The 22278-nt window shown below is 65.6% G+C and carries 25 protein-coding genes and 1 tRNA gene; 10 read left to right on the forward strand and 16 right to left on the reverse strand.

Annotated elements, in window-relative coordinates; translation table 11 throughout:
- Positions 1–56 precede the first annotated feature (56 nt).
- Both RCH21_RS10390 and RCH21_RS10395 read right to left on the reverse strand, forming a co-directional pair.
- Positions 57–959, reverse strand: a complete 903-nt coding sequence (locus RCH21_RS10390) for a methylenetetrahydrofolate reductase (RefSeq protein ID WP_326964312.1) — start codon at positions 957–959, stop codon at positions 57–59.
- Positions 960–1102: 143 nt separating this feature from the next.
- Entirely contained in the window at positions 1103–2149 is a 1047-nt protein-coding gene (locus tag RCH21_RS10395; protein ID WP_326964313.1) for an App1 family protein, read from the reverse strand.
- On the opposite strand from RCH21_RS10395, the gene RCH21_RS10400 reads away from it, so the two are divergent.
- The 9 genes from RCH21_RS10400 (at position 2148) to RCH21_RS10440 (ending at position 10889) form a co-directional block, all read left to right on the forward strand.
- On the forward strand, positions 2148–2384 hold the full coding sequence (locus RCH21_RS10400) for a hypothetical protein (protein ID WP_326964314.1): 237 nt from the start codon (positions 2148–2150) through the stop codon (positions 2382–2384). The genes RCH21_RS10395 and RCH21_RS10400 overlap by 2 nt on opposite strands.
- Positions 2385–2549: 165 nt before the next feature.
- On the forward strand, positions 2550–2903 hold the full coding sequence (locus RCH21_RS10405) for a hypothetical protein (RefSeq protein WP_120149140.1): 354 nt from the start codon (positions 2550–2552) through the stop codon (positions 2901–2903).
- Positions 2904–3039: 136 nt separating this feature from the next.
- Positions 3040–3882 (forward strand): HNH endonuclease, encoded by an 843-nt coding sequence (locus RCH21_RS10410; RefSeq protein WP_326964315.1) that lies wholly within the window; start codon positions 3040–3042, stop codon positions 3880–3882.
- 1078 nt (positions 3883–4960) lie between these two features.
- Positions 4961–7660: a LuxR C-terminal-related transcriptional regulator gene (locus tag RCH21_RS10415; protein ID WP_326964316.1), complete on the forward strand. Its 2700-nt coding sequence runs from the start codon at positions 4961–4963 to the stop codon at positions 7658–7660.
- 124 nt (positions 7661–7784) lie between these two features.
- Positions 7785–8474, forward strand: coding sequence for a hypothetical protein (locus RCH21_RS10420; protein ID WP_326964317.1), 690 nt, complete (start codon positions 7785–7787; stop codon positions 8472–8474).
- Complete coding sequence (locus RCH21_RS10425) at positions 8471–8743, forward strand: hypothetical protein (RefSeq protein WP_326964318.1); 273 nt, start codon at positions 8471–8473, stop codon at positions 8741–8743. Before RCH21_RS10420 ends, RCH21_RS10425 begins: the two co-directional genes overlap by 4 nt.
- 105 nt (positions 8744–8848) lie before the next feature.
- A complete protein-coding gene (locus RCH21_RS10430) occupies positions 8849–9436 on the forward strand; it encodes a GNAT family N-acetyltransferase (RefSeq protein ID WP_326964319.1) in 588 nt (195 codons plus the stop codon).
- Positions 9437–9954: 518 nt separating this feature from the next.
- Positions 9955–10326 carry an arsenic metallochaperone ArsD family protein gene (locus tag RCH21_RS10435; RefSeq protein WP_326964320.1) on the forward strand — a complete coding sequence of 124 codons (372 nt, stop codon included), beginning with the start codon at positions 9955–9957 and terminating at the stop codon, positions 10324–10326.
- A 242-nt stretch (positions 10327–10568) separates the two neighbouring features.
- The gene (locus tag RCH21_RS10440; protein WP_326964321.1) at positions 10569–10889 is read left to right on the forward strand and encodes a hypothetical protein; all 321 of its coding nucleotides are present in this window, start codon (positions 10569–10571) and stop codon (positions 10887–10889) included.
- 160 nt (positions 10890–11049) lie between these two features.
- On the opposite strand, the gene RCH21_RS10445 is transcribed toward RCH21_RS10440, so the two are convergent.
- The 5 genes from RCH21_RS10445 to RCH21_RS10465 all read right to left on the reverse strand — a co-directional run bounded on the left by RCH21_RS10445 (position 11050) and on the right by RCH21_RS10465 (position 13955).
- Positions 11050–11607 (reverse strand): PadR family transcriptional regulator, encoded by a 558-nt coding sequence (locus tag RCH21_RS10445; protein WP_326964322.1) that lies wholly within the window; start codon positions 11605–11607, stop codon positions 11050–11052.
- A gap of 166 nt (positions 11608–11773) precedes the next feature.
- Complete coding sequence (locus RCH21_RS10450) at positions 11774–12223, reverse strand: hypothetical protein (protein ID WP_326964323.1); 450 nt, start codon at positions 12221–12223, stop codon at positions 11774–11776.
- A gap of 437 nt (positions 12224–12660) precedes the next feature.
- Positions 12661–12858, reverse strand: coding sequence for a hypothetical protein (locus tag RCH21_RS10455; protein WP_326964324.1), 198 nt, complete (start codon positions 12856–12858; stop codon positions 12661–12663).
- A 101-nt stretch (positions 12859–12959) separates the two neighbouring features.
- Positions 12960–13550, reverse strand: a complete 591-nt coding sequence (locus RCH21_RS10460) for a hypothetical protein (protein ID WP_326964325.1) — start codon at positions 13548–13550, stop codon at positions 12960–12962.
- 126 nt (positions 13551–13676) lie between these two features.
- Positions 13677–13955 (reverse strand): helix-turn-helix domain-containing protein, encoded by a 279-nt coding sequence (locus RCH21_RS10465; protein WP_326964326.1) that lies wholly within the window; start codon positions 13953–13955, stop codon positions 13677–13679.
- A gap of 25 nt (positions 13956–13980) precedes the next feature.
- On the opposite strand from RCH21_RS10465, the gene RCH21_RS10470 reads away from it, so the two are divergent.
- Positions 13981–14316 (forward strand): hypothetical protein, encoded by a 336-nt coding sequence (locus tag RCH21_RS10470; RefSeq protein ID WP_326964327.1) that lies wholly within the window; start codon positions 13981–13983, stop codon positions 14314–14316.
- A 313-nt stretch (positions 14317–14629) separates the two neighbouring features.
- On the opposite strand, the gene RCH21_RS10475 is transcribed toward RCH21_RS10470, so the two are convergent.
- The 9 genes from RCH21_RS10475 to obgE form a co-directional block, all read right to left on the reverse strand.
- Positions 14630–14702, reverse strand: a tRNA-Ala gene (locus RCH21_RS10475).
- A gap of 86 nt (positions 14703–14788) precedes the next feature.
- On the reverse strand, positions 14789–15469 hold the full coding sequence (locus tag RCH21_RS10480) for a histidine phosphatase family protein (RefSeq protein ID WP_326964328.1): 681 nt from the start codon (positions 15467–15469) through the stop codon (positions 14789–14791).
- Positions 15466–15876, reverse strand: coding sequence for a ribosome silencing factor (rsfS, locus tag RCH21_RS10485; protein ID WP_120149151.1), 411 nt, complete (start codon positions 15874–15876; stop codon positions 15466–15468). The genes RCH21_RS10480 and rsfS overlap by 4 nt, the downstream gene beginning before the upstream one ends.
- A gap of 27 nt (positions 15877–15903) precedes the next feature.
- Complete coding sequence (locus RCH21_RS10490; protein ID WP_326964329.1) at positions 15904–17046, reverse strand: hypothetical protein; 1143 nt, start codon at positions 17044–17046, stop codon at positions 15904–15906.
- Positions 17047–17053: 7 nt separating this feature from the next.
- The gene (gene nadD, locus RCH21_RS10495; protein WP_120149285.1) at positions 17054–17716 is read right to left on the reverse strand and encodes a nicotinate-nucleotide adenylyltransferase; all 663 of its coding nucleotides are present in this window, start codon (positions 17714–17716) and stop codon (positions 17054–17056) included.
- 93 nt (positions 17717–17809) lie between these two features.
- Positions 17810–18046 (reverse strand): hypothetical protein, encoded by a 237-nt coding sequence (locus tag RCH21_RS10500; RefSeq protein WP_120149153.1) that lies wholly within the window; start codon positions 18044–18046, stop codon positions 17810–17812.
- A gap of 109 nt (positions 18047–18155) precedes the next feature.
- Positions 18156–19478 (reverse strand): glutamate-5-semialdehyde dehydrogenase, encoded by a 1323-nt coding sequence (locus tag RCH21_RS10505; RefSeq protein WP_326964330.1) that lies wholly within the window; start codon positions 19476–19478, stop codon positions 18156–18158.
- A gap of 71 nt (positions 19479–19549) precedes the next feature.
- Positions 19550–20680: a glutamate 5-kinase gene (gene proB / locus RCH21_RS10510; RefSeq protein ID WP_120149155.1), complete on the reverse strand. Its 1131-nt coding sequence runs from the start codon at positions 20678–20680 to the stop codon at positions 19550–19552.
- Positions 20677–22272, reverse strand: a complete 1596-nt coding sequence (obgE, locus tag RCH21_RS10515; RefSeq protein WP_120149156.1) for a GTPase ObgE — start codon at positions 22270–22272, stop codon at positions 20677–20679. Before obgE ends, proB begins: the two co-directional genes overlap by 4 nt.
- Positions 22273–22278: the final 6 nt, after the last annotated feature.

The following is a 22278-nucleotide window of genomic DNA, read 5'->3' on the forward strand; positions in this document are numbered from 1 at the left end:
CCCACCCATCTCGTGGCGGCTGTCGCGGGTACGTTGATTAAGTCCGATTCGTCGGGCTACAGGGAAGCGGCGAGGCCTGCTTCAGGCGGACGCTCGAGATCGAGCGCGTCGAGCACTTCGAGGGCCGCGGCGTGTTCGTTGAAGGTGTAGAGATGAATGCCGGGTGCGCCGTCGTCGAGTGCTGCCCTCGCCAGGTCCACGGTGGCCGAGACCCCGACCGTCCGGCGCTCCTCGTCGGTGCGTGCACCCTCGAGCCGAGCCCAGAGGTCCTTGTCGACGTCGATGCCCGCGAGCGCACCGACCTTCTTCAACCGCCGCGTGCTGGTGAGGGGCATGACCCCCGGGATGATCGGGATGGTGACGCCTGCCCTGTCCGCGCGGGCCACGAGCCGCGCATAGTCGGACGGCTGGAAGAAGACTTGGGTGATCGCGAAATCGGCGCCCGCCTCCTCCTTGGCGAGGAGGACCTCGATGTCCTGCTCGAGGTTCGGCGAGTCGGGATGCCGCGTGGCATAAGCGGCCACACCGACCGACACCTTGCCGGCTGCGAGTTGGGCAGTGCGTCGTGCCTCGACCTCACGGATCAGGCGGACGAGATCGTCGGCGTGCTCGACGTCGCCGGAGTGGGTGCCGACCCCGTCGGGTGCGTCACCCCGCAGCGCCAGGATGCCGCGTACCCCTCCGCCGATGAGGCGATCGATGATGTCGGTCAGTTCGGCGCGGCTGGAACCGACACAGGTCAGGTGCGCCAGCGGCTTCAGTGTCGTCTCGGTGAGCAGGCGGCGCAGGAGGTCGATTGCAGTCTCCCTGTTGCTGCCGGCCGCACCGTAGGTCACCGAGACGAAATCGGGACGTGTGTCCTCGAGCCGGCGAATGGTCGTCCAGAGTGAGTCATCGGCATCGGCGTTCTTCGGCGGATACAGCTCGTAGGACAGGGCGGGATAGGTGGGCGACGACATGCGGGTCCTCTTCGTACATACCAGCTACCGCGCGACGCCGCAGCTCAGGCAGGAAAGGTGCAGGAAGGCGGTCGGGGGAACCGCCGGCAGTACTGCGTGCGAGTGCCGTTCTTCTCAGGAGGTGCGGAACGCCGAACGCCGGGTCAGTCAGTTTCCTCGGGTACATCGGCCGAGCGCACTTCGCTGTGGATGAGGCCCAGTTCCTCGAGCCGTGCCGACATCCCCGCACCGTCCGGAGCATAGATCCAAGGAATCCCGGGGGTCGCAAGCGCCCCTGATTTCGACCGACCGCCGGCAAGTACGGCCTCCCCTGCGGACAGCTGGCGGATTGCGATGGCGCGCACATTCTGCGGGTGGCGCTGCGCGAACGCCGAGTAGATGGCCTCGTCATGCTGGCCGTCGTCGCCCACCAGAAGCCATTTCACACCTGGGAACTCCTCCGCCAGCCTCTCGAGCGAGATGCGCTTGTGTTCCTGGCCGCTCCGGAACCAACGGTCCCGCGTAGGACCCCAATCCGTGAGCAGCTTGGGTCCTGCGGGATACAGGTTGCGGGAGAGGAAGCGGGAGAGGGTCGGCGCTACGTTCCAGGCACCGGTCGACAGGTACAGAACGGGAGCGGATGGAAGCGTCCGGACGATCCTCTCGTACAGCACCGCCATGCCCGGGGTCGCGGTGCGCGCGTGCTCGTCAAGCACGAAGGTGTTCCAGGCCGCGAGGAACGGCCGCGGCAGCGCCGTGACCATCACGGTGTCGTCGATGTCCGACACGACGCCGAAATCCGTACCATCCGCGACGACACGCACCGGTGCCTCCACGGCGCGCGAGCTGCCGGACTGCAGCGTGATCGTATGCCATCCGGCATCGAGGGAGACCGGGATGCGCGCATCGACGACTCCGCCGCGGTCCGCCTGGACATCATGCACCGTGTCGCCGACGGTCACATGCATGACGGCGTGGGCCACAGGCGCGCTCGTGAAGTTGCGCCATCCGCGCATGCCCTCCTGAATGGGCTTGAGCGGGCCCGAGTCCGCTCCGCCTCCCGTGTCCCTCGGGTCTGCGAGGACCACGCGGGCGAGCACCCGCACCCAGGCCGTCGTGCCATAGCCCGTGTAGGGGATGACGGTCTCCACTCTGCCGCGCCGGACTGCCACGCGCGTCTGGAAGCGGAGCCAGGCGTCGTCGAGGCGCATGGCAACATGGTTGTCCCTGGATGCGGTGCCTGTCCTGTCGGGTTCATGCGGACTGCCCCCGGTCGAAATGGTGTCAGCAGACGGGATGGGAGCCGACGTCGAATCCGTCGACGTCGTGTCAGCAGACGGGATGGGGGCCGACGTCGTGTCAGCAGACGGGGTGGGAGCCGACGCCGCGGCAGGCGACGTGCTGTCTGCCGGGGTGGCGGAGGAACTGGAGGGCTGTGCTGAGTGAGGACACATGCGTTCCAGTCTGGCACGCCGGACTACAGCAGACGAGTGCGATGCGTGGAGGTCACGGGCCGCTAACGACTCTCGCCGTCCCTCGAGGGGGGCTTGTTGTTGCCGGCGATGGCTGCGACGCTGGGACCTCGGATCAGCCAACGATCGTGGGGGATGCATGACTGAGGAGTGGGAGCGGACCGGTGCTCTGCTGAAGGCAGAGACGGTCCTGCAGGGGTGGGATTCCGCCGCCGAGCAGGATTTCGAGAGGACCGCCGCTGACCTGGCGCACGCCATCCTCTTCGGCAAGGCGCAGTCCGGTCTCGAGGCCGTTGCCGCCGGCGGAGCGGGTCTCACTGCGGCACACGCCCGCGCCATTCACTTCGCGAATGAGATGGCCCAACTACGGCACTACCGCCCGCTGATCGCCGTCGAACACGGTCTTCCCGTGCTCGCGCCAGGCGTCCGGCAGCTAATCGAGGGGTTCGAGGGCCTGGGTCTGTGGAAGAACGAGCGCTCCTGGGACCTGTGACCGTCGCTCCCCCAGCCTCCTCCGTGGGATCCCCGATGCGCAGGTAATTTCCCAAGACCCGGAACATGGCGGTTCGGGCGGTCCCGCAGCCCTGACGACAGCGCCTTGCGAGCTCACGCGTGGCAGACTCGGAACCATGGAGGCCGTCATCCTCGCGTGGACAACAGCGGGACCGCAGTGGTCCGGCGCCTATGTCACGGCCCAGGACACAGTGCGGAAGACGGGCATCGCTCGGCAGCACTGGCTCGTCACGTCCGACCTTCCCCTGTCGGTCGGCATGGACGTGTGGCTGCTGGTCGTCGATGGAGGAGCCGCCATGCGGGGCGTGGTGGGGCACGGCACCCTCGCCCGCATCGCGCCCGTACCGCGTGAGGACGGAATGCAACTGCTCGACGTCGACTTCGATCTCCTCCTGCAGCATGGTGACCAGGTGCCTTTCACCCTGATCGAGCAGCGGTTACCCGGACTGCTCACGGGCGAGACGACTGCAGTGACCGTGGACGGATCGGTCGCGGCGGAGCTGAGGAGAATGTGGACCGAAGCCGTTGTTCCCGATCAGGGCTGGGTCGAACCGCCACCAGGGGCATTGCCGTCGCGTCTGACCAGGCGAGTATCCGCGGACGGGGTCGAGCGCGACCCGGACTTCCGAAGGACAGCACTGGCTCATCGCGGTTCCGCATGTCATGCCTGTGGGCTCGACATGGAACAGACATATGGAGAGAAGGGCCGTGACCTGGTTCAAGTACACCACCTCACTCCTTTGGCGCACCGGGGTGCCGAGTGCGACATCGATCCCCTCATAGACCTGGTCCCGTTGTGTCCGACCTGCCACGTGGTTGCTCATAGTCGCTGGCCCGATTCCTACAGCGTCGAGGAAATCCGAGCGATGCTGCGTAAAGGAGGTTTCATGCGAGGCACGATCATGACGAAGGAGCAATTGGAAGCGGAGTCAGCGGCGGCGCGCATCCTCCGAGGGTGAGGAGTTGTGGACGATCGAATGAGTCGCCGATCAATATCGGACACGACACGGCGGACGGCCCAGCGTCGGCTGCACCCGCCGACAGCAGGACCGCCGCACATCGGCGTATCCCGGCAATAAAAGATTGCTCCACTCGCGTGCCCGGACGGTATGCTGGTCGACGCAGGAGCAGGTCCTGCAGACTGGGGAGTAACGTGAGCAAGCCTCTGACGCGGACACTGTCCGCTACCGCCGTCGTCATGTTCGCCAGCCTTACCTTCGGCGCAACCGCGGCGTTCACCGCCGAGGAACCGACTCCCCCTTCGCAACCAGCGCCGGTAAACCCCACGACTCCTCCGCCCGCTCGTTCAACGAAGCCGGCGGATCCGCCGCCGGTGATTCCCGAGCCACCTCCCACCGTCGATCCTCCGGTTCCGTCGCCAACACCGACCACTCCCCCTCCGCCACCCGCACCGGAGCCGACAACGCCTCCTCCCTCCCCTGCGCCGGAAACCCCTCCAGCTCCCATCGAAGAGGCGCCGGTTCCTGCGCCTCAGCCTCTCCAGCCACTCCAGCCGCTTCAGCAGGTCGGTCCCTCACTCCTTCCGCCGCCAGCGCCGGTTCCCGAGTACTTCGTCGAGGAGGTGCTGCCGCCTGCGGAGGAGGAGCCCGCTGTAACGGCACCGCCGACGACGCAGCCGGCCAAGGTCGTGCCCTCGGCCACACCGTCTGTCTCAGCAACCGCGAGTCCCACCGCGTCGCCATCGACATCAGCCAGTGAGGAGGCAATTGCGACGGAGCGAACCGACTTCCGGCAGGGCCCGAACATTCCGCTGCTCGCCGTTCTCTCCGTCGTCATTGTCGGCTGCATCGCCGGCTTGGTGAAGGTCATCGGATTACCGCGCAGCCGCGCATCCCACTGATTCGCCGGTGACGCCGTATGCATCGCCCATCGCCGCCCTTAGGTAGCAGCACCTAGCCGGACGTCCAGCACCAGCCCCTCTGATGTGGTGCCCCGTTCCTTCGGTCCGCTCCCATCAGTGCACGAGAGCGCCTCAGGTTTGCTTACGCCTAGGTAGGAAGACCATAGGATGTGCCCATGGTGATGGCGATCCTTGCTACGAAGCTCTTCGTCCCGTCGCCTCGTTCCACCGCACTCCCCCGTGGTCGGCTCATCGAGCAACTGACCAGGGGCCGTGAATCGGGACGAGGTCTCACTCTCGTCTCTGCACCTGCCGGATTCGGCAAGACCACCCTTTTCAGTGAGTGGATCGCGCAGCTGCGCCGACAGGATCCGCAACTGCGTATCGCTTGGCTGTCCCTCGACAGCAGCGATAACGACCCTGTCCGATTCCTCGGCTATCTGGCTGCGGCAATCCACCCGCTGAACACCTCATCATTTCCGGATGATCGCGATGTACGGCTGTCGGCCGAAGCGACCCTCACGTCCCTCCTGAATGACCTGTCCCGCGATCCCGAGCCGATGATCCTTTTCCTGGACGATGTGCAGGTCGTCGAGAACCCATCTGTTCGCGATGCCATCGCCTTCCTCCTCGACCACAAGCCGCCTCAACTGCACGTCGCCCTGGCGAGCCGCTCCGATCCGCTCCTCCCCCTGGCGCGCTTGAGGGCCAGCGGTACTCTGACCGAACTGCGCGCCGCAGAGCTGCGCTTCACCCTCGACGAGGCATCCTTCTTCCTCAACGAGGTCATGGGTCTCGCACTTTCTCCCGAAGATGTCGCAGCTCTCGAAACCCGCACCGAGGGCTGGATAGCCGGACTTCACCTTGCAGCGCTGTCCGCGGATGCCAGCTCGGATGCTTCCGCCTTCGTCGACGCCTTCACGGGCAGTAATCGGTACGTCATCGATTACCTCGTCGAGGAGGTACTTCATCGGGCTTCCCCCCACGTTCGTGAGTTCCTCAGCCGGACCGCGGTCCTTGACCGGCTCTGCGGTCCGCTGTGCGACGCGGTGACCGGGGGCACCGGCAGCACACAGATGCTGGAGTTCCTCGAGCGCGCGAACCTCTTCATCGTCCCCCTGGATGACAGGCGGCAGTGGTACCGATACCACCACCTGTTTGCCGATGTGCTGCGCTCGAGGTTGCTGGTGGACGGCCCGGCGCAGGTCGCAGCGCTCCACAGCCTCGCCAGCGAGTGGTACGAGAACAACGACCTGCCCGACGAAGCGGTGAGGCATGCGCTCGAAGCAGCGGACTTCCCGCGGGCTGCACGAGTCATTGAAGCGACGATTCCGGGCGTCCGCAGGAGCAGGCAGGATGCGACACTCCAGGGCTGGCTCGCGGCGCTGCCTGATGACGCCAAGAAGCGCAGGCCCGTGCTGCGGGTGTTTTCCGCATGGTTCTCGCTCATCGCCGGCGACCTCCCCTCCGTCGACCGCCAACTGAGCGAGGCAGAACGTCTCCTCGCGGCAACACCCGACGGTGGAGCGCGCGCCCACGATTCGGAGCCGGGCGAGGAACTCCTGACCCTCCCCGTCACGATCGAGCTCTACCGTGCCTCGCTTGCCCTGGCCATGGGGAACCGTGCCGAGATCACACGCCATGCCCGTCGCGCACTCGATGCCGCTGCGCCGGAGGATCACCTGGGGCAAGGCGCGGCTGCCGGCTTCTTGGGCGTTGCGTCCTGGGCCGACGGCGACCTCGAGGCCGGTGTCGCAGCTTTCGCCCGATCCGCCAGGAGCCTTCGCGTTGCCGGTAACCTGACCGACGCGTTGAGCACCACCATGGTGATCGCCGACATGCTGCTGACTCTTGGCCGGCTGAGGGAAGCCCGGACGATGTATGAAACCGCCCTACAGCAGTCGATAGAGCACGGCAACGGTGGCCGGCCGACGGCGGACCTGCACGCGGGTCTCAGCGATGTGCTGCGGGAGCGCAACGAGCTGCCGCTTGCCAAGGATCACTTGGCGGCCAGCACCGCACTGGGCGACATCGCCCTCTCGCACGAACATCGATACCGGTGGTTCGTCGCCATGGCCGGAGTGCTCGAAGCCGAGGGTGAATCCGATCTCGCCCTGGATTCGCTCGCTCATGCAGAACAGCACTACCGCCGCGGATTCTTTCCTGATGTCCGCCCGATCGGCGGCCTTCGAGCGCGCGTTCTCATCAGGCAGGGGCGCCTTGCTGAAGCGCGGGCGTGGGTGGAGGAACAGAAGCTGTCGTGTACTGATGCGCCCGACTACCTCCGTGAATACGGCCACCTCACGCTGGCCCGGTTGTTGATAGCGGAGCACAGCGCGAAGAGGTTGCCGGGCAGCTCCCTCGACGGCGCGCGCGAGCTGCTCGATCGTCTCCTCGTCGCAGCTGAAGCCGGCGGGCGGACGGGGAGCGTCAACGAAGTCCTGATGCTGCAAACCATTGCCCTGCACACGCAGGGGGAGACAGCCCTCGCGCTCGTACCCCTCGAACGCGCCATTGCTCAGGCCGAGCCCGAGGGTTACGTCCGACTGTTCGTGGACGAGGGAGCACCGATGCTGGCCGTCCTCCGCAACGCCGCCGGAGCGGGCATTCAGCAGGACTCCGTCCGTCGGATCAGCCAGGCGTTCCGCAACACCGACGCCGCCCTTCATCCGGACCAACCCGACGAGTCGCTGAGCGAACGTGAACTGCACGTGCTCAGGCTCCTGGCGACCGAGCTGTCAGGCCCACAAATCGCCCGCGAACTCTTCGTCTCGCTCAACACGATGCGCACCCACACGAAGCACATCTTTCTCAAACTCGACGTGAGCAGCCGTGCCGCCGCCGTAAGACGCGCCGAAGCATTGGGCCTGATCTAGCACCCACCGCAACAATCACCACGTGAACAAGGGATGTGGTGATGCCTGCTCACCACATCCCTGCGTACATTGCCGAGTATGCCCGGGCGACCGCCCGGCAGATCCGGAACAAGAGGAACCCATCATGAGCATCACGACGTCGACCCTCACTCGAGGGGCAGCGGTCGCAGCAGCCCTCGCGGGACTTGCCTACATCGTCATCCAATTCATCCACCCATCCGACGTCGTCGCTTCCCTGTCCACTCGTCGGTGGGAGTTCGTGCACATCCTGAGCTTTGCCGAGGCGGTACTCGCCGTCGTCGGACTCACCGGCATGTACCTCAAGCAGGTACGGCAAACCGGGATCCTGGGGCTCATCGGGTATCTGATGTTCGGCTTCTTCTTCATCCTGCAGTCCTCCTTCACCTTCGCCGAGGCGTTCATCGCACCCCTGTTCGCCGCTGATGCACCCCAGGTCTCCGTGGACGTCGTCGGGCTGTTCGGCCGGTACGAGGCCGTGACCGATCTCGGCCCACTGGCCGCACTCCCCACCATCGGGGGATTGTTGTATGTCGGCGGGGCACTGCTCTTCGGCATCGCAGTCATCCGCGCCCGAGTGCTGTCACGTGGAGCAGGCATCCTGCTGGTCGCCGCAGCCGCCATCACACCGGTTGCCGGCGCACTGCTGCCCCACACGCTGGAACGAATGGCCGCAGTCCCCATGGGCCTCGCCCTGATCTGGCTCGGCTACTCCCTCTGGTCGGATCAGCGTGCAGGTACCGCGGAGTCTCGGCAGCCTACTGACGAAGCCCGTATCAAGCCCGCAGTGGCATGAGCAGCTACGTCGTCCGCCTCGGCGGGCAGCTTGATCCGGGATGGAGCCAATGGTTCGCGGGCCTCGCAGTCTTGAGTGATGCGGACGGAAACACGACTCTTACCGGTCCGATCATCGATCAAGCTGCCCTTCACGGGCTGCTTCGCCGGGTGGGCGATCTGGGCGTTCCACTGATCTCGGTCTTCATTCTGGACGACGACGCGCCCGATCACCCGTCACCCGTACCCGATACCAGGGAGCACGCACCTGAACAAACAGAAGACTCCTGAGGTCCTCGGATTGCTGCTCTCCAAGCAGCTCCAGCCTCGAATGAGCAGATGTCCTCCACGAACGCAGCACCCCCATCTGCGAACCGACATCTGTAGTCTGGCGCCATGGTGATCGAGGTTCGGCCAGCGACGTCGTTCGAGGACATCAGGACGATGGTCGGCCCAAAGAGGCCCGATGCGAACGTGTGCTGGTGCCTGAGCTACCGCGTCCCGTCGAAGCTGAACCTTGCACTACGTGGTCCTGAGCGCGGAGCTCTCGTCAAAGGATTGATAGCACAGAACCCTCCACCAGGAGTGCTCGCATACGACGGTGACGAAGTAGTGGGATGGGCAGCCGTACACCCACGCGCCGACACGAGCTTCGCCCGGAATCGGAAGATCCCTCATGTGGACGACAGTGATGTGTGGTCGATCTGGTGCATCAGGGTCCGCCCCGGACACCGTGGACAAGGTATCTCGCACCACCTGCTGAAGGGGGCCGTACAGTTCGCTCTCGATCGGGGAGCTCCAGCGATCGAGGGATACCCGGTCGATAACCAAGGCCAAAAAGTCGACCTCACCATGGCCTATGTGGGTACACGTGCGCTGTTCGAACGAGCCGGTTTCACCAAGGCCGCTGCGACGGACTCGGTCATCAACGGATTCCCGCGAGTACTCATGCGATACGAGCCGGGCCTGACCGGCAACCACTGAACACCTGTTGGACACCACTGGCCGCTCAGTGATGGCTTCCGCCACGTAAGCGGCTGGTTGGCCTTAGACCGTCGGTCAATGCTCGTGAACCGCTGACTGCTATCGCTGACACAGTACTGCCATGACCGTGATCATCTGGAGCAACGGCACCCACGGTGTGGGCAAGTCAACGACGAACCTTCTCGTTCAAGAGCTAGTTCCTGACGCGCAGGTATCCCAAATCACAGCCAACACGACCGCAGGCACAGATTTCTGTTCCTGACCACAGTGCCGCTGTCCTTCCTGCACCCTGGTCATCCATCCAGACTGTCCATCCCGAGCACTCATTCCGAGTCCTCGGTGAAGCAGATCGAATCAGGCAGCGAGGCCCAGTGTCAGGCCAGGGCAATTAGTGAGGAACTGAAGAAAGGCAATATTGACGAGGCAACTACAGCACCGCTTCGATATATAAACAAACACAGGCATATGACCTGAAGGCAGAGCTTATAGTGGTCACGGCGTCCTGGACGATAGCATTGATGAGTGAGACCGCGTGGTTCGGCATCGAATCACTTCGAAAGTCAAGGGAGACTGACATGCCTGCTATCCGAATCTATGAAGCCCACGCCGACACCGGTGCCGCCGGGCCCGACACGGACCAGACACTGATGGACTTGGCGGACAATGTGCGCCATCTCCAAAGCCTCGGCGCGGACATTGTTCGCCATGACCTGGCCCGCGAGCCGGCCGCCTTCACCCAGGGCGAGATTGTCCGCATGTTCATGCAACACATCGGATCCAAAGGCCTTCCACTGACGACCGTGGACGGTATTACGGTCGGCACCGGCACCTACCCCAACAGGCAACAGTTGCTGACTTTCGCTGGACTCGACAAAGCTACACAGGAGTAGCAGTAGCGCCCATCGGGACCAACATTCCCGTTCAATACTCGGTTGTCCGGGAAGTTCCAAGCCATCCTCGACCAGGCCGTTGAATTCGAGGGCGTCACCGTTCGAGACGCGGTTGGAAAGGCAATCCGTAGCCGTTGGGGTACCAACAGCTAGAGGACTGATGAGACAAGAGGCAGCCAAGACCGCTCACGGATGAAGCCGGCGCATTGCGGGCGGAGCGAGCGCTTGATACGGGAAGCGCGATGACCCCTAAACCCCCGACCACCTCGGACGAGACCCGTCCGCCCGTTGTCCGGGTCACGCCAGTCCCCGCCGGCAAGGACTACGTGACGCCGCTCGGAGTCACGACCGTCGCAGCCCACGACGTCGTCCTCCTGGACCTTCTCGACAAGGACGGGAACCCCAAAGCGTGCCTCATTCAGCCCCCGGACGCCGCGATCGGCCTCGCCCTGTTCATCCGTGACGCCGCGACGGCCCTCATCAAGCAGGAAATCGACGACGACGGCAAGAAACTGTCCCTGCCCACGGGCATCAAACGCCTCAACAAAGCCTTCGACGTATGAAGGCCGACCCCACCTAGAACAGCTGCGCCCACCGCTGCCTGTTCCGTATGCGCCGGGTGCCGTCTCAGGAGCCGGCCCGACGTTATCCGCCGCGACCGAACCAATGCACGGCGGGCCCTCAGACTTCGTTCATCTCTCCGGGCATGAGCTGACACTGCAGTCAACGTCGCGGCGTCTCGAGGTCGGAAAGCTGAGCGAGTGCTTCATTCGCCCAGGCGATCGTGGCGCGGGCAGAGTGCTCCCCCGCAGTTATGGTGAGGAGGATGTACGGAGCGGCCTGGACAAGATCCGGATCATGAAGGACCTCTGAGCGTGCCGCCTCCATGTGCGTCAGGGTGCTTTCGGCCTGCTCACGGGCGTCGAGCACGAGTTGCTTGCACGCTTCGGGCCCCAGTTGAGCGCCGAAGAACAGGCGAAGCATCAGTCCGTTTCGCGGTTTCGACGGTTGGGGTGCTTCAGCGAGCAATCCCCGGAGGTGAGCGATTCCAGCGTCGGTAAGGCTGAACGTGCTGGAGCGCGAGCCTTCGACCTGCCGTCGCTCAACCAGCCCGTTTCGTTCGAGCTCGGCCAGTGCCGGGTAAATCTGGCCGAAGCTCTCGCTCCAGAAGTGACCCAGGGTATCCCTGATTTCCTCCCGCAACGCATATCCGGTCATCGGCATGATGCTGAGGGCGCCAAGTATGGCGGTCTGTGACTGATCCGAACGCGGCACTGTCATCCCCTTCCTATAACGTCGGGCTTTCCTGGAACGGGCGGCGGGGTATGGCGCGGTTCAAACGGCGTGAGGCGTGCCGACTCCTCTAGGGCGGCAGTGCCCACGAGTGGCGTTGTGGGTGCGGGGTGGACGGCGCGATCGTGGTGGCAGAAACGTGTGATCACGAGTGTCAGACAGCGCGGGTTGGATAACTGACGTGCGATCGCGGCCCGTCGGAGAGCGAGTCGTGACGAGCTGCTCGCCATAGGGCGATGACAAGAGCAACTGTCACCGGCACCCAGAGCATTCGCTCCACGAAGGAGGTGGAAGCGAGATTCATCAGGGCCCCGATCACCATCAAAGCGGTTGCACCGTACAACAGGCGCCGACGAAACGTAGTTCCCGCCCAACTCGTCCCAACGGCAATGGCGAGCAGGAGATAGATCACCCCCTGGACGGCGGTGCTTACCCGGAGCTCGTTCGGAAGCACTCCGGGATGGGATCCGCCAAGGGCGGCCGCGCCCCACGGTGCGCCACCGGCCAGAGTCATCTGGAAGGCCGCCACCACGAGAAGGAGAACGGCGGCTATTTTTCCGGCCGTACTTGCCGGCGGGTGATTCACGGACGTTGTTCGGGTCATCAGGGTTCCTCGCTAGGTAGCGTGCAGACGCGAGTGCGTTGCGATCCGCTGTATCTGACAGATATAGTAATGCTCTGAGCGTGCACATATCTACTAGCAATAACATTGGGTACCCGTATGCGTGGTGGCGCCAAAGAGTGCAATGTTGAGCCTCCAGGTGCGGGACGACGTACCCAACGGTCCGACGATTGCACCGAGGATCTCGACCACGCCGGCTGCAAGGGTTTTCCCTGACCTCTTCCAGCCAATCGAGGTCGTTGTGCATCGGAGGAGGAGGCTGCCCATGTGGGTCGTGATGGGACATGATCGGGGCTTGTTTCTAAGGTGAGCGGCGCACGCCAAGCACTGGACAGACGAGTTGTTGGCCAGCGCCCTGTGCATCCCCTCATCGAGACACACAGCAGGCGCAGATCGTGCCAGCGGGGGGTTACATCTCGTCAGTCCGGGTGTCGACGACCGCGGCGAGGTTCCCGGTACCGGTCGACCCGGCGGGTGCCCTGCAGGTAGGTCTGGTCCGGGCGCGCCAGAGCGTCGGTCAACTCGGTGTGGCGGATGTTGCGCTCGATCATCTTCCTGGTGGCACGGTCGGTCAAATGCACCACTCCGTCGACCTGGCTCTCGTGGACGGCACTCATCACTGCTCCCTGCGGGTCGCAGCCGGGTTTCCCCGCTCGTACGGGATCTATGTACGGCCGAGGCACCAAGGGGCCGATGAGGTGGAGTTTGCTTCCCGGGGCTACGCTGGGACGACCTCGATCGTGGCCCAGCGCCGGGTCTCGGATACGGCCGGACCGGGCTCCAGACCGTCGGGCGTGGAGGTGACGACGGCGTAGGTTCGGGGCTCGAGATCGGGGTCAAGCGTGATGGTGAACGAGTAGTTGCCCACCGCGTCAGCCAGGGCCGACTGGTCCTGGAAGACGAAGGCGTCGGACTGCGCGATGCCGAGGGCGATGCTGATCCTCTGCCCTGGCGCGTACCCGCTGCCGGTGATCGTGAAGGAGGAGCCCTGTGCGACGGTGGCAGTCGCCACGCCCCACTCGACCTCCGGCGTGACAATGATGCCCACCGGTGCTGCGGGCTCGCTGCTCGCCACCGGCGTCGGCTCGGGTGTGGCCGATGCTGACGGAATGGCCGCCTCGGTCGAGGGCGCTGCTGAAGCGCTGGCAAAAGGGGTAGCAGAGGCTGTCACGGAGGGACTGGGCGGGGCTGACGCGGCGCTGGTGGCCGGCTGAGGGTCGGCCTGCGGTCTGCCACTGGGCGTGACCGTGCAGCCCGTGAGGAGGGCGGCGATGGAAGCGAGAGCGAGGAGGGAGGTCAGCTTGGGCACGGGCGCATTCTCCTGAGGAAGAAGTAAGGTTGACGGCGAGGAATCGCCCGGCAAAACCCTGCACTGCTTCATCCCCCGAACCGGACACTACCGCCGAACACGGCTCACGACTACTGGGGGACGCGGCTACTTTTCCTGGTGCCGGGGCGCGTGGCTGGTGGCGTTCTCGCGGGCGTGTACGAGGACGTCGGCCGGGTTGATTTTGAGGAGCGCACAGACCTCGTCCAGTTGTGCCAGGTCGAAGACGTTGTGGCCCTTGAGCAGGTGACTCATCATGGGCTGGGACATCGACGTGTCGCGAACCAGGTCGGCCTGAGTGATTTGGAGGACGTTCATCTGGGCGCGGATGACGGCAGCGGCTGCGCGCGTCATCGGCGTCGGGTTGGAGTTCTCGCCTCGTGCCATCGGATCAGGCTATCGCGGCGCAACTGTGACCGAGTCGATACGTGTCGTCAGCCGCCTCGTGACCGTCCAGTCGGGCACTTGGAGCATGGCGCTCCTGGGGATCGAACCGGCAGGACCGACGCAGTGGTTGAAGGCGAACAGAGGGGCCCTGCCGTCGATTCTGGCGCTGGGCGCAGTGGCTGTGTTCTGGGTCGTTGGAGCGGTCGGCGGCATCGGGTACCTGTCCGAGGCCAACTCCCCCATGGCGATGCTGACCGAGCTCTACGTCGGGCTCGCCTCGGTCGCAGCGTCGATCATCGTCGCCACCCTGGCGCTCAACCATCTCGTGAGCCGGTACTCCCGGCCGCAGACTCACCGCTGACGCCCAGCGGGACGACAGGGTGTGGTCGTCAGTCTTCGTGGTGGCCGTGCCCGGCACGAAGTGGTGGCCGGTAGGGACGAGGTCTGTGCCAGTGGCGTCGAGGATGTAGCGGGAGACCGCCGCGTGGAGCGCCCGGAACATCTCGCGGCTGCGGATGTCCGTGATGACGGCGTCGAAGGCATCACTGATCTGCCTCGATGCGATGTGTCTCACACCTTGAGCTCAGAACGGTGGGAGAACGGTGCACGGGCCCATTCTGGGCAACAAAAAACCGCCGGACCAGGACTTTGCCCTGGATTCCAGCGGTTCGTTGTGGAGCTAAGGGGATTCGAACCCCTGACCCCCTGCATGCCATGCAGGTGCGCTACCAGCTGCGCCATAGCCCCGTACTGTCACGCCTCGAGGGGCTTGCACCCGGCCGAAGCAACTTGATTAGTGTAGTAAATTCTGGCGGCTTCGCCAAATCGCAGGGTCAGCCTTCCAGGGGCTCAGCGGGCAGCGAACCCAGTCCCACGTTGTGCTCGGTCAGCTGCCAGGAGAAGAGTGCGTCGCTCCGTCCGACAACCTCGTGGACCTCGGACCAGTGGCAGTTCGACAGTCCGGCCAGGGCGCCCCAACGCGCCGGTGGCAGTCCCATCAACGCGGCCAGGGCGGCCCTGATCGATCCGCCGTGGCTGACGACGACCAGGGTCTCGGCAGGAGCGATCCGTGCGACGGCGTCGGTCACCGCTGCCAACATGCGCTCCCCTACCTCGATCCGGTTCTCCGCACCTCCGGCGCGCACGTCCGGGTCCCCACCGCGCCACGCGGCGTTGTCGTCAGGGAACTGCTCGTCGATCGCGGCGAACGACAGCCCCTGCCACTGCCCGGCATCCGTCTCGCGCAGGCGCTTGTCGTAGGACACCGGCAAACCGGTACGTTCCGCGAGGGCTGTAGCGGTATCTGCTGCGCGCCGCAGATCGGAGGAGATGATCGACGACGGACCGCGCGCCATGAGGATTTCGGCCGCCCGCGCGGCCTGGTCACGACCGGTGTCATCGAGGTCGATGTCCTCCTGGCCCTGGAACAGTCCCGCATGATTCCACTCGGTGCGTCCATGCCGCCAGAAGATGATCCGGCGGGCCGCCGGATCAGCGTGCGCGTATCGCGTCACCCCGGAACGACGTCTGACGCCGCGACCTGCGGGGAGCTCTGCAGTGCGCCTTCGAGCTGGAGGTCGACGGAAGGGCAGTCCTTCCACAGTCGGTCGAGGGCGTAGAACACGCGGTCCTCCTCGTGCTGCACGTGGACGACGACCTCGACGTAGTCGAGGAGCACCCAACGACCCTCGCTCCGGCCCTCACGACGTACGGGCTTCAGCCCCTGCTTGGACAATTCCTCCTCGATGCCGTCGACGATGGCGTTGACCTGGCGCTCGCTGGGAGCCGACGCGATCACGAAGATATCCGTGATGGCCAGTCTTTCACTGACGTCGATGGCGACGATGTCCTGGGCGATCTTGTCCACTGCGGCGTGCGCCGCGGTGCGGGCAATGCCAATGGACTGTTCGGTAGCGCTCACTGATCTCCTTGTGTGTGGTCAGCATTTTCACCCATTGAGGGAGCTGACAGTCATTATTATCCCAGTTAGGAGCGCGGCTGCGCCCACACCGACCAACGAGTACTGGATATAGCGCAGTCGGCGCATTCTTCCGAGCCCAGCCGTCATCGCATCGAGCGGCTCGAGGCCGAACGCGCTGCTCGCCCCGATGGGCGCTGCCTCCGCAGACGGCTGCGCCTGGACGAGCAGGTCGGAACCATTGCCGCTCTGGTCCGACGGCGTTTTCGTCCCCGCCACCACCTGCCTGGGCCTCGGGATCACCACAGGGATGTGCGAGGTGGTCGGTGCCCGCAGGACGGCCTGCGCGCCGCCCGGCGCCCGGATGAACTCCGGCGGAGCGATGATCGACAGGTTGTGGGCCGCCGCCGGGTCATTCGTCGCCGGTATGCGCTGCTGGTTCTGCTCCGACAGCTCCTGCATCCTGCGCGCGCGGGAGTTGAGGATGGCAGCGCGCTCGGCAAGCGCCTTCTGCTGCGCCAGCACGTCGGGGTCGACCACGAAAGGATCGTCGTTCCCCTCGCTCTGCATCCGCACGGCGAGCTTCCGAGCATCATCGACGAGTAATTGCCGGGCAGCGACTGCTTCCTCGATGCTCGTGACATCGACAGCACCGCGGAGATCACCGGCGTTGGGGTCCGCTCGGCCCGGCCCGCCCGACGACGGATCCACCACGGTCGGAGTAGGCGCAGTCCGGTGCCGCCGGTCCCTGCGACCTCCGGGAAGCGGATCACGTGATGAACCATCGACGAAGGCTTCGGACAGCGTCCCGGGAGCGATCGCGCGCCCCTGGACTTGCTGGAGCCTCAACTGGCGTCGCGTAGGCGTCTCGACACGGGCTCCGTCGTCGATCCGAACGGCCTTGCTCTCGGCGAGGGCGCGGTACGCCCTCAGCGCCTCGCGGTCGCGGGCCCGTGCCTGTGACTGGCGCTCGTGATCCGGCTCGGGCACGGCGTCGACAGGGGCCTCCGCTGCGCGCCTGCTCCGCCGGACTACCGGCCCTGTTGCCGGACCGTCCGATTCGCCGTCGACAGGTCCCGAACCGCCGTTACCGGCCAAGTCCGAGACCCCGGCGTCCGTTCGGTCCGCCTCGTGGGACCCGGAGACCCGTGTGGCGTCTGTCGTCTTGCTCATCGCTGATTCACCCAGTTGGTTGTTGTACGGAGCTGGGGTTACCCCCGTGCTTTCCTTTCGCTGGAAAGACTTCCTCGTTGTTCATCCCCAGGGACAGTTCGCCCTCGAGGTCGGTTCTTCGCCGGTAGAGCCGGTGCTTCGCGATGTACTGCACCACTCCGTCGGGCACGAGATACCAGACGGGTTTGTCCTCCCCGACCCGTCGTCGGCAGTCCGTGCTCGAGATCGCCATGGCCGGCACCTCCAGCAAGCTGACATCCCGTCCGCGGCCGTTGAGCTCGTGGCCCGGCCGTGTCACTCCGATGAAGTGGGCGAGGGACCACAGCTCCTCGGCGTTCTTCCATGTCAGGATCTGGGACATGGCGTCAGCACCGGTGATGAAGAAGAGCTGCGCTTCGGGCCGCTCCACCTTGAGGTCGCGCAGTGTGTCGATGGTGAAGGTGGGTCCCGGCCGATCGATGTCGACGCGGCTGACGGTGAAGCTGGGGTTCGACGCCGTCGCGATCACCGTCATGAGGTAGCGGTGCTCGGCGGCCGTGACGTCCTTATCCGCCTTCTGCCACGGCTGCCCGGTCGGGACGAACACCACTTCGTCCAAGTCGAACACCGAGGCGACCTCGCTGGCCGCCACGAGGTGGCCATGATGGATGGGGTCGAAGGTGCCGCCCATGACTCCGAGGCGCCAGGGCGAACCGTCACGATGCCGTTGCCGCGGACCACCCATGACGTCCCGCTCGATGCTGTCCACTTTTGACCTGTACGGCTAGTGCCGGTTCGCTTCGCCGTGATCGTGGTTGTTGGCGTGCTGCTTGTGGGGGTCGAGGTGTTCCTCGACGGCCTCGTGGCGGTTGCGGACGTTCGAGAAGGAGACCGTGACGAGCATGAGGGTGAGGAGGATGCCCATGGCGATCAGCCCGTATGCGATGGCGGGCATCGGCAGTTCGGTGTGCTGTTCCAGGGCTTCGGTCGCCAGCAGTGCGCTGCCGAGGGAGTAGAGCATCGTGTGTCCTCAATCAGGTCGGATCCGGCCGGACCAGTCCGGCCGGCGTGGGCGTTACCCCAATGGTACGCGTACAGGGGCAGCGGGTTCCCCGGAGGGGCAGGAGCCGTCAGCGGCGGATCTGCCCGTCACCGTTCAGGATCCACTTCGTGGTGGTGAGTTCAGTAAGCCCCATGGGTCCGCGGGCGTGCATTTTCTGGGTGGAGATGCCGACTTCGGCTCCGAGGCCCAGCTCCCCGCCGTCGACGAAGCGGGTCGAGGCGTTCACGAGGACCGCGGCCGAGTCGACCCCGGCAACGAAGGCTTCCGCGTTCCGCAGGTTGTTGGTGATGATCGCTTCGCTGTGGCCCGTGCTCCAGCGCCGGATGTGTGCGAGCGCCTCGTCCACGGAATCCACCGTTGCCACCGCGAGATCCAGCGCCATGTACTCCTCGCCCCAGTCGTCGTCGGTGGCTAGCTGCATGGAAGCTCCCTTCGGCAGCAGCTGAGCGGTCCGCTTGTCGACGTGAAGGTGCACTCCAGCCTCCGAAAGGGCTCGCAACACCTCCGGAGCGGCTTTGGCACCACTGTGGATGAGCAGGGTTTCCACCGTGTTGCAGACGCTCGGCCGCTGGGTCTTCGCATTGAGCAGGATGTCGACGGCCATGTCCTCGTCAGCCGATTCGTCGAGGAAGATGTGGACGTTCCCCTCCCCCGTCTCGATGACCGGTACTGTCGCGTGACTGACCACTGTCTGGATGAGGTCCCGCCCGCCGCGTGGAATCAGCACGTCCACCCGACCCCGGGCTTTCATGAGAGCTGTGGCACCCCTTCTGCCGAACGGGTCGATGGTCTGCACCACGTCTGCCGGGAAGCCGTGCTCGATGAGGGTGTCACGGAGGATCCCGATCAGGGCGGCATTGGTGTGGTTTGCGGCATTGCCGCCCCGGAGGATCACGGCGTTGCCGCTCTTGACTGCGAGGCCGGCGATATCGATCGTCACGTTGGGACGCGCCTCGTAGATAGCTGCCACAACTCCCAGCGGTACCCGGATCTGACGCATGCGGATTCCGTTGGGAAGCGTCTGGGCACGCACCGCCGAGCCGACCGGATCAGGCAACGCCGCCAGCTCTTCGAGCGCCGTGGCCAGGCCCTGCATCCGCTCGGGAGTAAGCGTGAGGCGGTCCAAAATGTAGGCGGAGGTGTTGTTGGCGCGTCCTGCGGCTATATCACGGGCATTCGCCTCGAGGATGGCAGCCTGCCGCTGGACCAGGGCGACGGCGACGGCCTGGAGCACGCGGTCCTTGCGGGAGCGGTTCGCCCGGCCGATCACCCGGGCGGCCGACCGGGATCGGTCGGTGATGTCGTGAATTGCAGCCGTGAGGTCACTGGCTCTGGCGGCTGCGGCTGCGGCATCGGTGTCCGGGGCATCCCCTGTCACTAAATCAGTCATCCTGCGAGTTTAGCGAGCTACCGCGACGCACCCCACTGTTGTCCGGCATGTGAGAGTGCAGCTGACGATTGCTAGAGGACCACCAGATCATTGACGTGGACGATGGAGCGTTCGTATTCCGAGCCGAACTCCCGGGCGATGTCGCCGGTGGACCGCCCCAGCATGCGGGGAAGTTCGACCGAGCTGTAGTTCACGAGTCCGCGGGCCACCACGCGCCCGGTGCGGTCCACCATCTCCACGGGGTCACCCGCCTCGAACGTTCCGGAGATCCGATCGATCCCGGCTGGCAGGAGCGACCGGCCACCTTCACCCACGGCCCGGGCGGCGCCGTCGTCGAGGACGAGGCTCCCGTGGATCCGAGCTAGATGAGCGAGCCAGAGCAGCCGGATGGGTTGCCGCCTGCCGGTCGAGCTGAACCAGGTTCCGACATCGTCGCCCGCCAGGGCTGCTGCCGCGTTGGCCGTCGACGTGACGAGCGCCGGGATCCCCGAGCTCGCGGCGATGGTCGCGGCTTCGACCTTCGTGGCCATGCCGCCTGTGCCTACACCGGCCTTGCCCGGGCTGCCGATGGTGACGTCCTCGAGGTCCGCCGGCGATCTCACCTCGGGAATCCGTAGCGCACCATCCTTGGGCGGTCCGTCGTACAGTGCGTCGACGTCGGAGAGCAGGATCAGGGCGTCGGCCTTCACGAGGTGCGCGACGAGGGCGGCGAGGCGGTCGTTGTCGCCGAACCGGATCTCGTGGCTTGCCACTGTGTCGTTCTCGTTGACGATGGGCACGACGCCGAAATTCAGGAGGCGCTCCATGGCACGGTGGGCGTTGGCATAGTGGGTGCGGCGGATGAGGTCTTCGACCGTCAGCAGCACCTGGCTCACCGTCACACCGTGGGCACCGAAAGCCTCCGTGTAGCGAGCCATGAGGAGTCCCTGACCCACGCTCGCGGCCGCCTGCTGCGAGGAGAGCTGGGTCGGCCGCCGCAGCAGGCCGAGCGGCGCCAGTCCGGCAGCGATCGCGCCGGAGGAAACCAGGATGATCTCGGTTCCGGCGTTCCTCCGATGGGCGAGCACGGTGGACAGTCGTGTCAGTGCCTCCTCGGAGATACCGCCGGACACCGACGTCAGGGAGGACGATCCCACTTTGACGACTATGCGCCTGGCCGTTGCCAGGCCCGAGCGGTTCGTCAGGGTTTCAGCTGCGGTCATTGATTCCTTGACTCTTGATCTTCGGCGTCACCCGGCGAACCTGCCGACACGTGCTTCTTGCGGTCCTGCACCGACTCGGTCCAGACACCGGCCTTGCGGTCCGCTTCGAGGTCCGCCCGGGCAGCAGCCTTGGCGTCCTTGCGCTCCTGGTACTCCTCACGCTTCTGCTCGCGAGTCGGCCGGATGTACTCTGCGAGGCGCAGGTCGCTGCCGCGTGGACCTGCCAGCAGCTCGGCGCCGCCCATCATCGTGGGCTCCCAGTCGAAGACGACGCCGTCGCCCTCGCCGATCACCACGGTGTCGCCGGGTTTCGCGCCCGACTTGAACAGCTGCTCCTCGACACCGAGCTTGGCGAGGCGGTCGGCGAGGTAGCCCACGGCCTCGTCATTGGTGAAGTCGGTCTGCTTGACCCAGCGCTCGGGCTTCTCGCCGAGTACGCGGTAGAGCGGCAGTGCGTCCTTCTCCTCGTTGCGGATGCGGAAGGAGGCAGCGTTGACGCCGCGCGGACGCAGCACGGGGGGCGCTACCACGGGCGGTGCCGTCGCTACCGCCCTGCGGGCATCCTCGACGATCTCCGCCATGGCGAATCCGAGTTGACGGAGGCCCTCGTGGCTGGACGCCGACACCTCGAACACGCGGTAGCCGCGGGACTCGAGCTCGGGACGGACGAAGCCTGCCATGTCCTTGCCGTCGGGGACGTCCACCTTGTTCAGTGCGATCAGGCGGGGCCGCTCGTTGAGCGGGATGACGTCGCCGTCCGGTCCCGCGAAGCTCATGTCCACGGCATACTTCTCGAGCTCGCGCTCGATAATGGCCAGGTCGTTCAGCGGGTCGCGGTCCGCCTCCAGCGCTGCACAGTCGAGGACGTGCACGAGGGCCGCGCAGCGCTCGACGTGGCGCAGGAAGTGGTGCCCGAGACCCTTACCCTCGCTGGCGCCTTCGATGAGGCCCGGGACGTCGGCAATGGTGAAGCGGGTGGACCCGGCCTCGACGACGCCGAGGTTGGGCACGAGCGTGGTGAAGGGGTAGTCGGCGATCTTCGGCCGCGCCGCTGACATGGCAGCGATGAGGCTGGACTTGCCTGCAGACGGGAACCCGACGAGGGCGATGTCCGCGATGGACTTGAGTTCCAGGACGACGTCGCGCTCGTCCCCGGGAATGCCGAGGAGGGCGAAGCCGGGAGCCTTGCGCTTCGCGGAGGACAGCGCAGCATTGCCGAGCCCTCCCTGGCCGCCGGCGGCGGCCACGAATTCGGTGCCCTCGCCAACGAGGTCGGCCAGGACCTCGCCGTCCTTGGTCTTGACGACGGTGCCGTCCGGGACGGACAGGATCAGGGTCTCGCCACTCTTGCCGCCGCGCCAGTCACCCATCCCGTTGCCGCCGTTCGTGGCATGCCGGTGGGGCGCGTGGTGGAAGTCGAGGAGCGTCGTCGTCTGGTGGTCGACGCGAAGGATGACATCGCCGCCGTCGCCGCCGTTACCGCCGTCGGGCCCGCCGAGGGGCTTGAACTTCTCGCGATGGACGGAGACGCAGCCGTGGCCACCAGTGCCTCCGGATACGTGCAGGACTACGCGGTCAACGAAGCTCGCCACGTTGGT

The sequence above is a fragment of the Arthrobacter sp. PL16 genome, assembly GCF_035985055.1.
Lineage (GTDB): Bacteria > Actinomycetota > Actinomycetes > Actinomycetales > Micrococcaceae > Arthrobacter_D > Arthrobacter_D cheniae.

Bases quoted from the DNA above. Each gene is read 5' to 3' on its own strand.
- RCH21_RS10505 (WP_326964330.1), bottom strand. From the start codon at position 19,478: ATGACTGATTTAGTGACAGGGGATGCCCCGGACACCGATGCCGCAGCC.
- RCH21_RS10455 (WP_326964324.1), bottom strand. From the start codon at position 12,858: ATGAGTGCCGTCCACGAGAGCCAGGTCGACGGAGTGGTGCATTTGACC.
- nadD (WP_120149285.1), bottom strand. From the start codon at position 17,716: ATGGGCGGCACCTTCGACCCCATCCATCATGGCCACCTCGTGGCGGCC.
- proB (WP_120149155.1), bottom strand. From the start codon at position 20,680: ATGACCGCAGCTGAAACCCTGACGAACCGCTCGGGCCTGGCAACGGCC.
- RCH21_RS10440 (WP_326964321.1), top strand. From the start codon at position 10,569: ATGACCCCTAAACCCCCGACCACCTCGGACGAGACCCGTCCGCCCGTT.
- RCH21_RS10410 (WP_326964315.1), top strand. From the start codon at position 3,040: ATGGAGGCCGTCATCCTCGCGTGGACAACAGCGGGACCGCAGTGGTCC.
- RCH21_RS10445 (WP_326964322.1), bottom strand. From the start codon at position 11,607: ATGACAGTGCCGCGTTCGGATCAGTCACAGACCGCCATACTTGGCGCC.
- RCH21_RS10395 (WP_326964313.1), bottom strand. From the start codon at position 2,149: ATGCGCCTCGACGACGCCTGGCTCCGCTTCCAGACGCGCGTGGCAGTC.
- RCH21_RS10415 (WP_326964316.1), top strand. From the start codon at position 4,961: ATGGTGATGGCGATCCTTGCTACGAAGCTCTTCGTCCCGTCGCCTCGT.
- RCH21_RS10500 (WP_120149153.1), bottom strand. From the start codon at position 18,046: ATGCTCTACTCCCTCGGCAGCGCACTGCTGGCGACCGAAGCCCTGGAA.
- RCH21_RS10405 (WP_120149140.1), top strand. From the start codon at position 2,550: ATGACTGAGGAGTGGGAGCGGACCGGTGCTCTGCTGAAGGCAGAGACG.
- RCH21_RS10400 (WP_326964314.1), top strand. From the start codon at position 2,148: ATGGCAACATGGTTGTCCCTGGATGCGGTGCCTGTCCTGTCGGGTTCA.
- RCH21_RS10490 (WP_326964329.1), bottom strand. From the start codon at position 17,046: ATGAGCAAGACGACAGACGCCACACGGGTCTCCGGGTCCCACGAGGCG.
- RCH21_RS10450 (WP_326964323.1), bottom strand. From the start codon at position 12,223: ATGACCCGAACAACGTCCGTGAATCACCCGCCGGCAAGTACGGCCGGA.
- RCH21_RS10390 (WP_326964312.1), bottom strand. From the start codon at position 959: ATGTCGTCGCCCACCTATCCCGCCCTGTCCTACGAGCTGTATCCGCCG.
- RCH21_RS10430 (WP_326964319.1), top strand. From the start codon at position 8,849: ATGGTGATCGAGGTTCGGCCAGCGACGTCGTTCGAGGACATCAGGACG.
- RCH21_RS10435 (WP_326964320.1), top strand. From the start codon at position 9,955: ATGAGTGAGACCGCGTGGTTCGGCATCGAATCACTTCGAAAGTCAAGG.
- RCH21_RS10465 (WP_326964326.1), bottom strand. From the start codon at position 13,955: ATGGCACGAGGCGAGAACTCCAACCCGACGCCGATGACGCGCGCAGCC.
- RCH21_RS10425 (WP_326964318.1), top strand. From the start codon at position 8,471: ATGAGCAGCTACGTCGTCCGCCTCGGCGGGCAGCTTGATCCGGGATGG.
- RCH21_RS10420 (WP_326964317.1), top strand. From the start codon at position 7,785: ATGAGCATCACGACGTCGACCCTCACTCGAGGGGCAGCGGTCGCAGCA.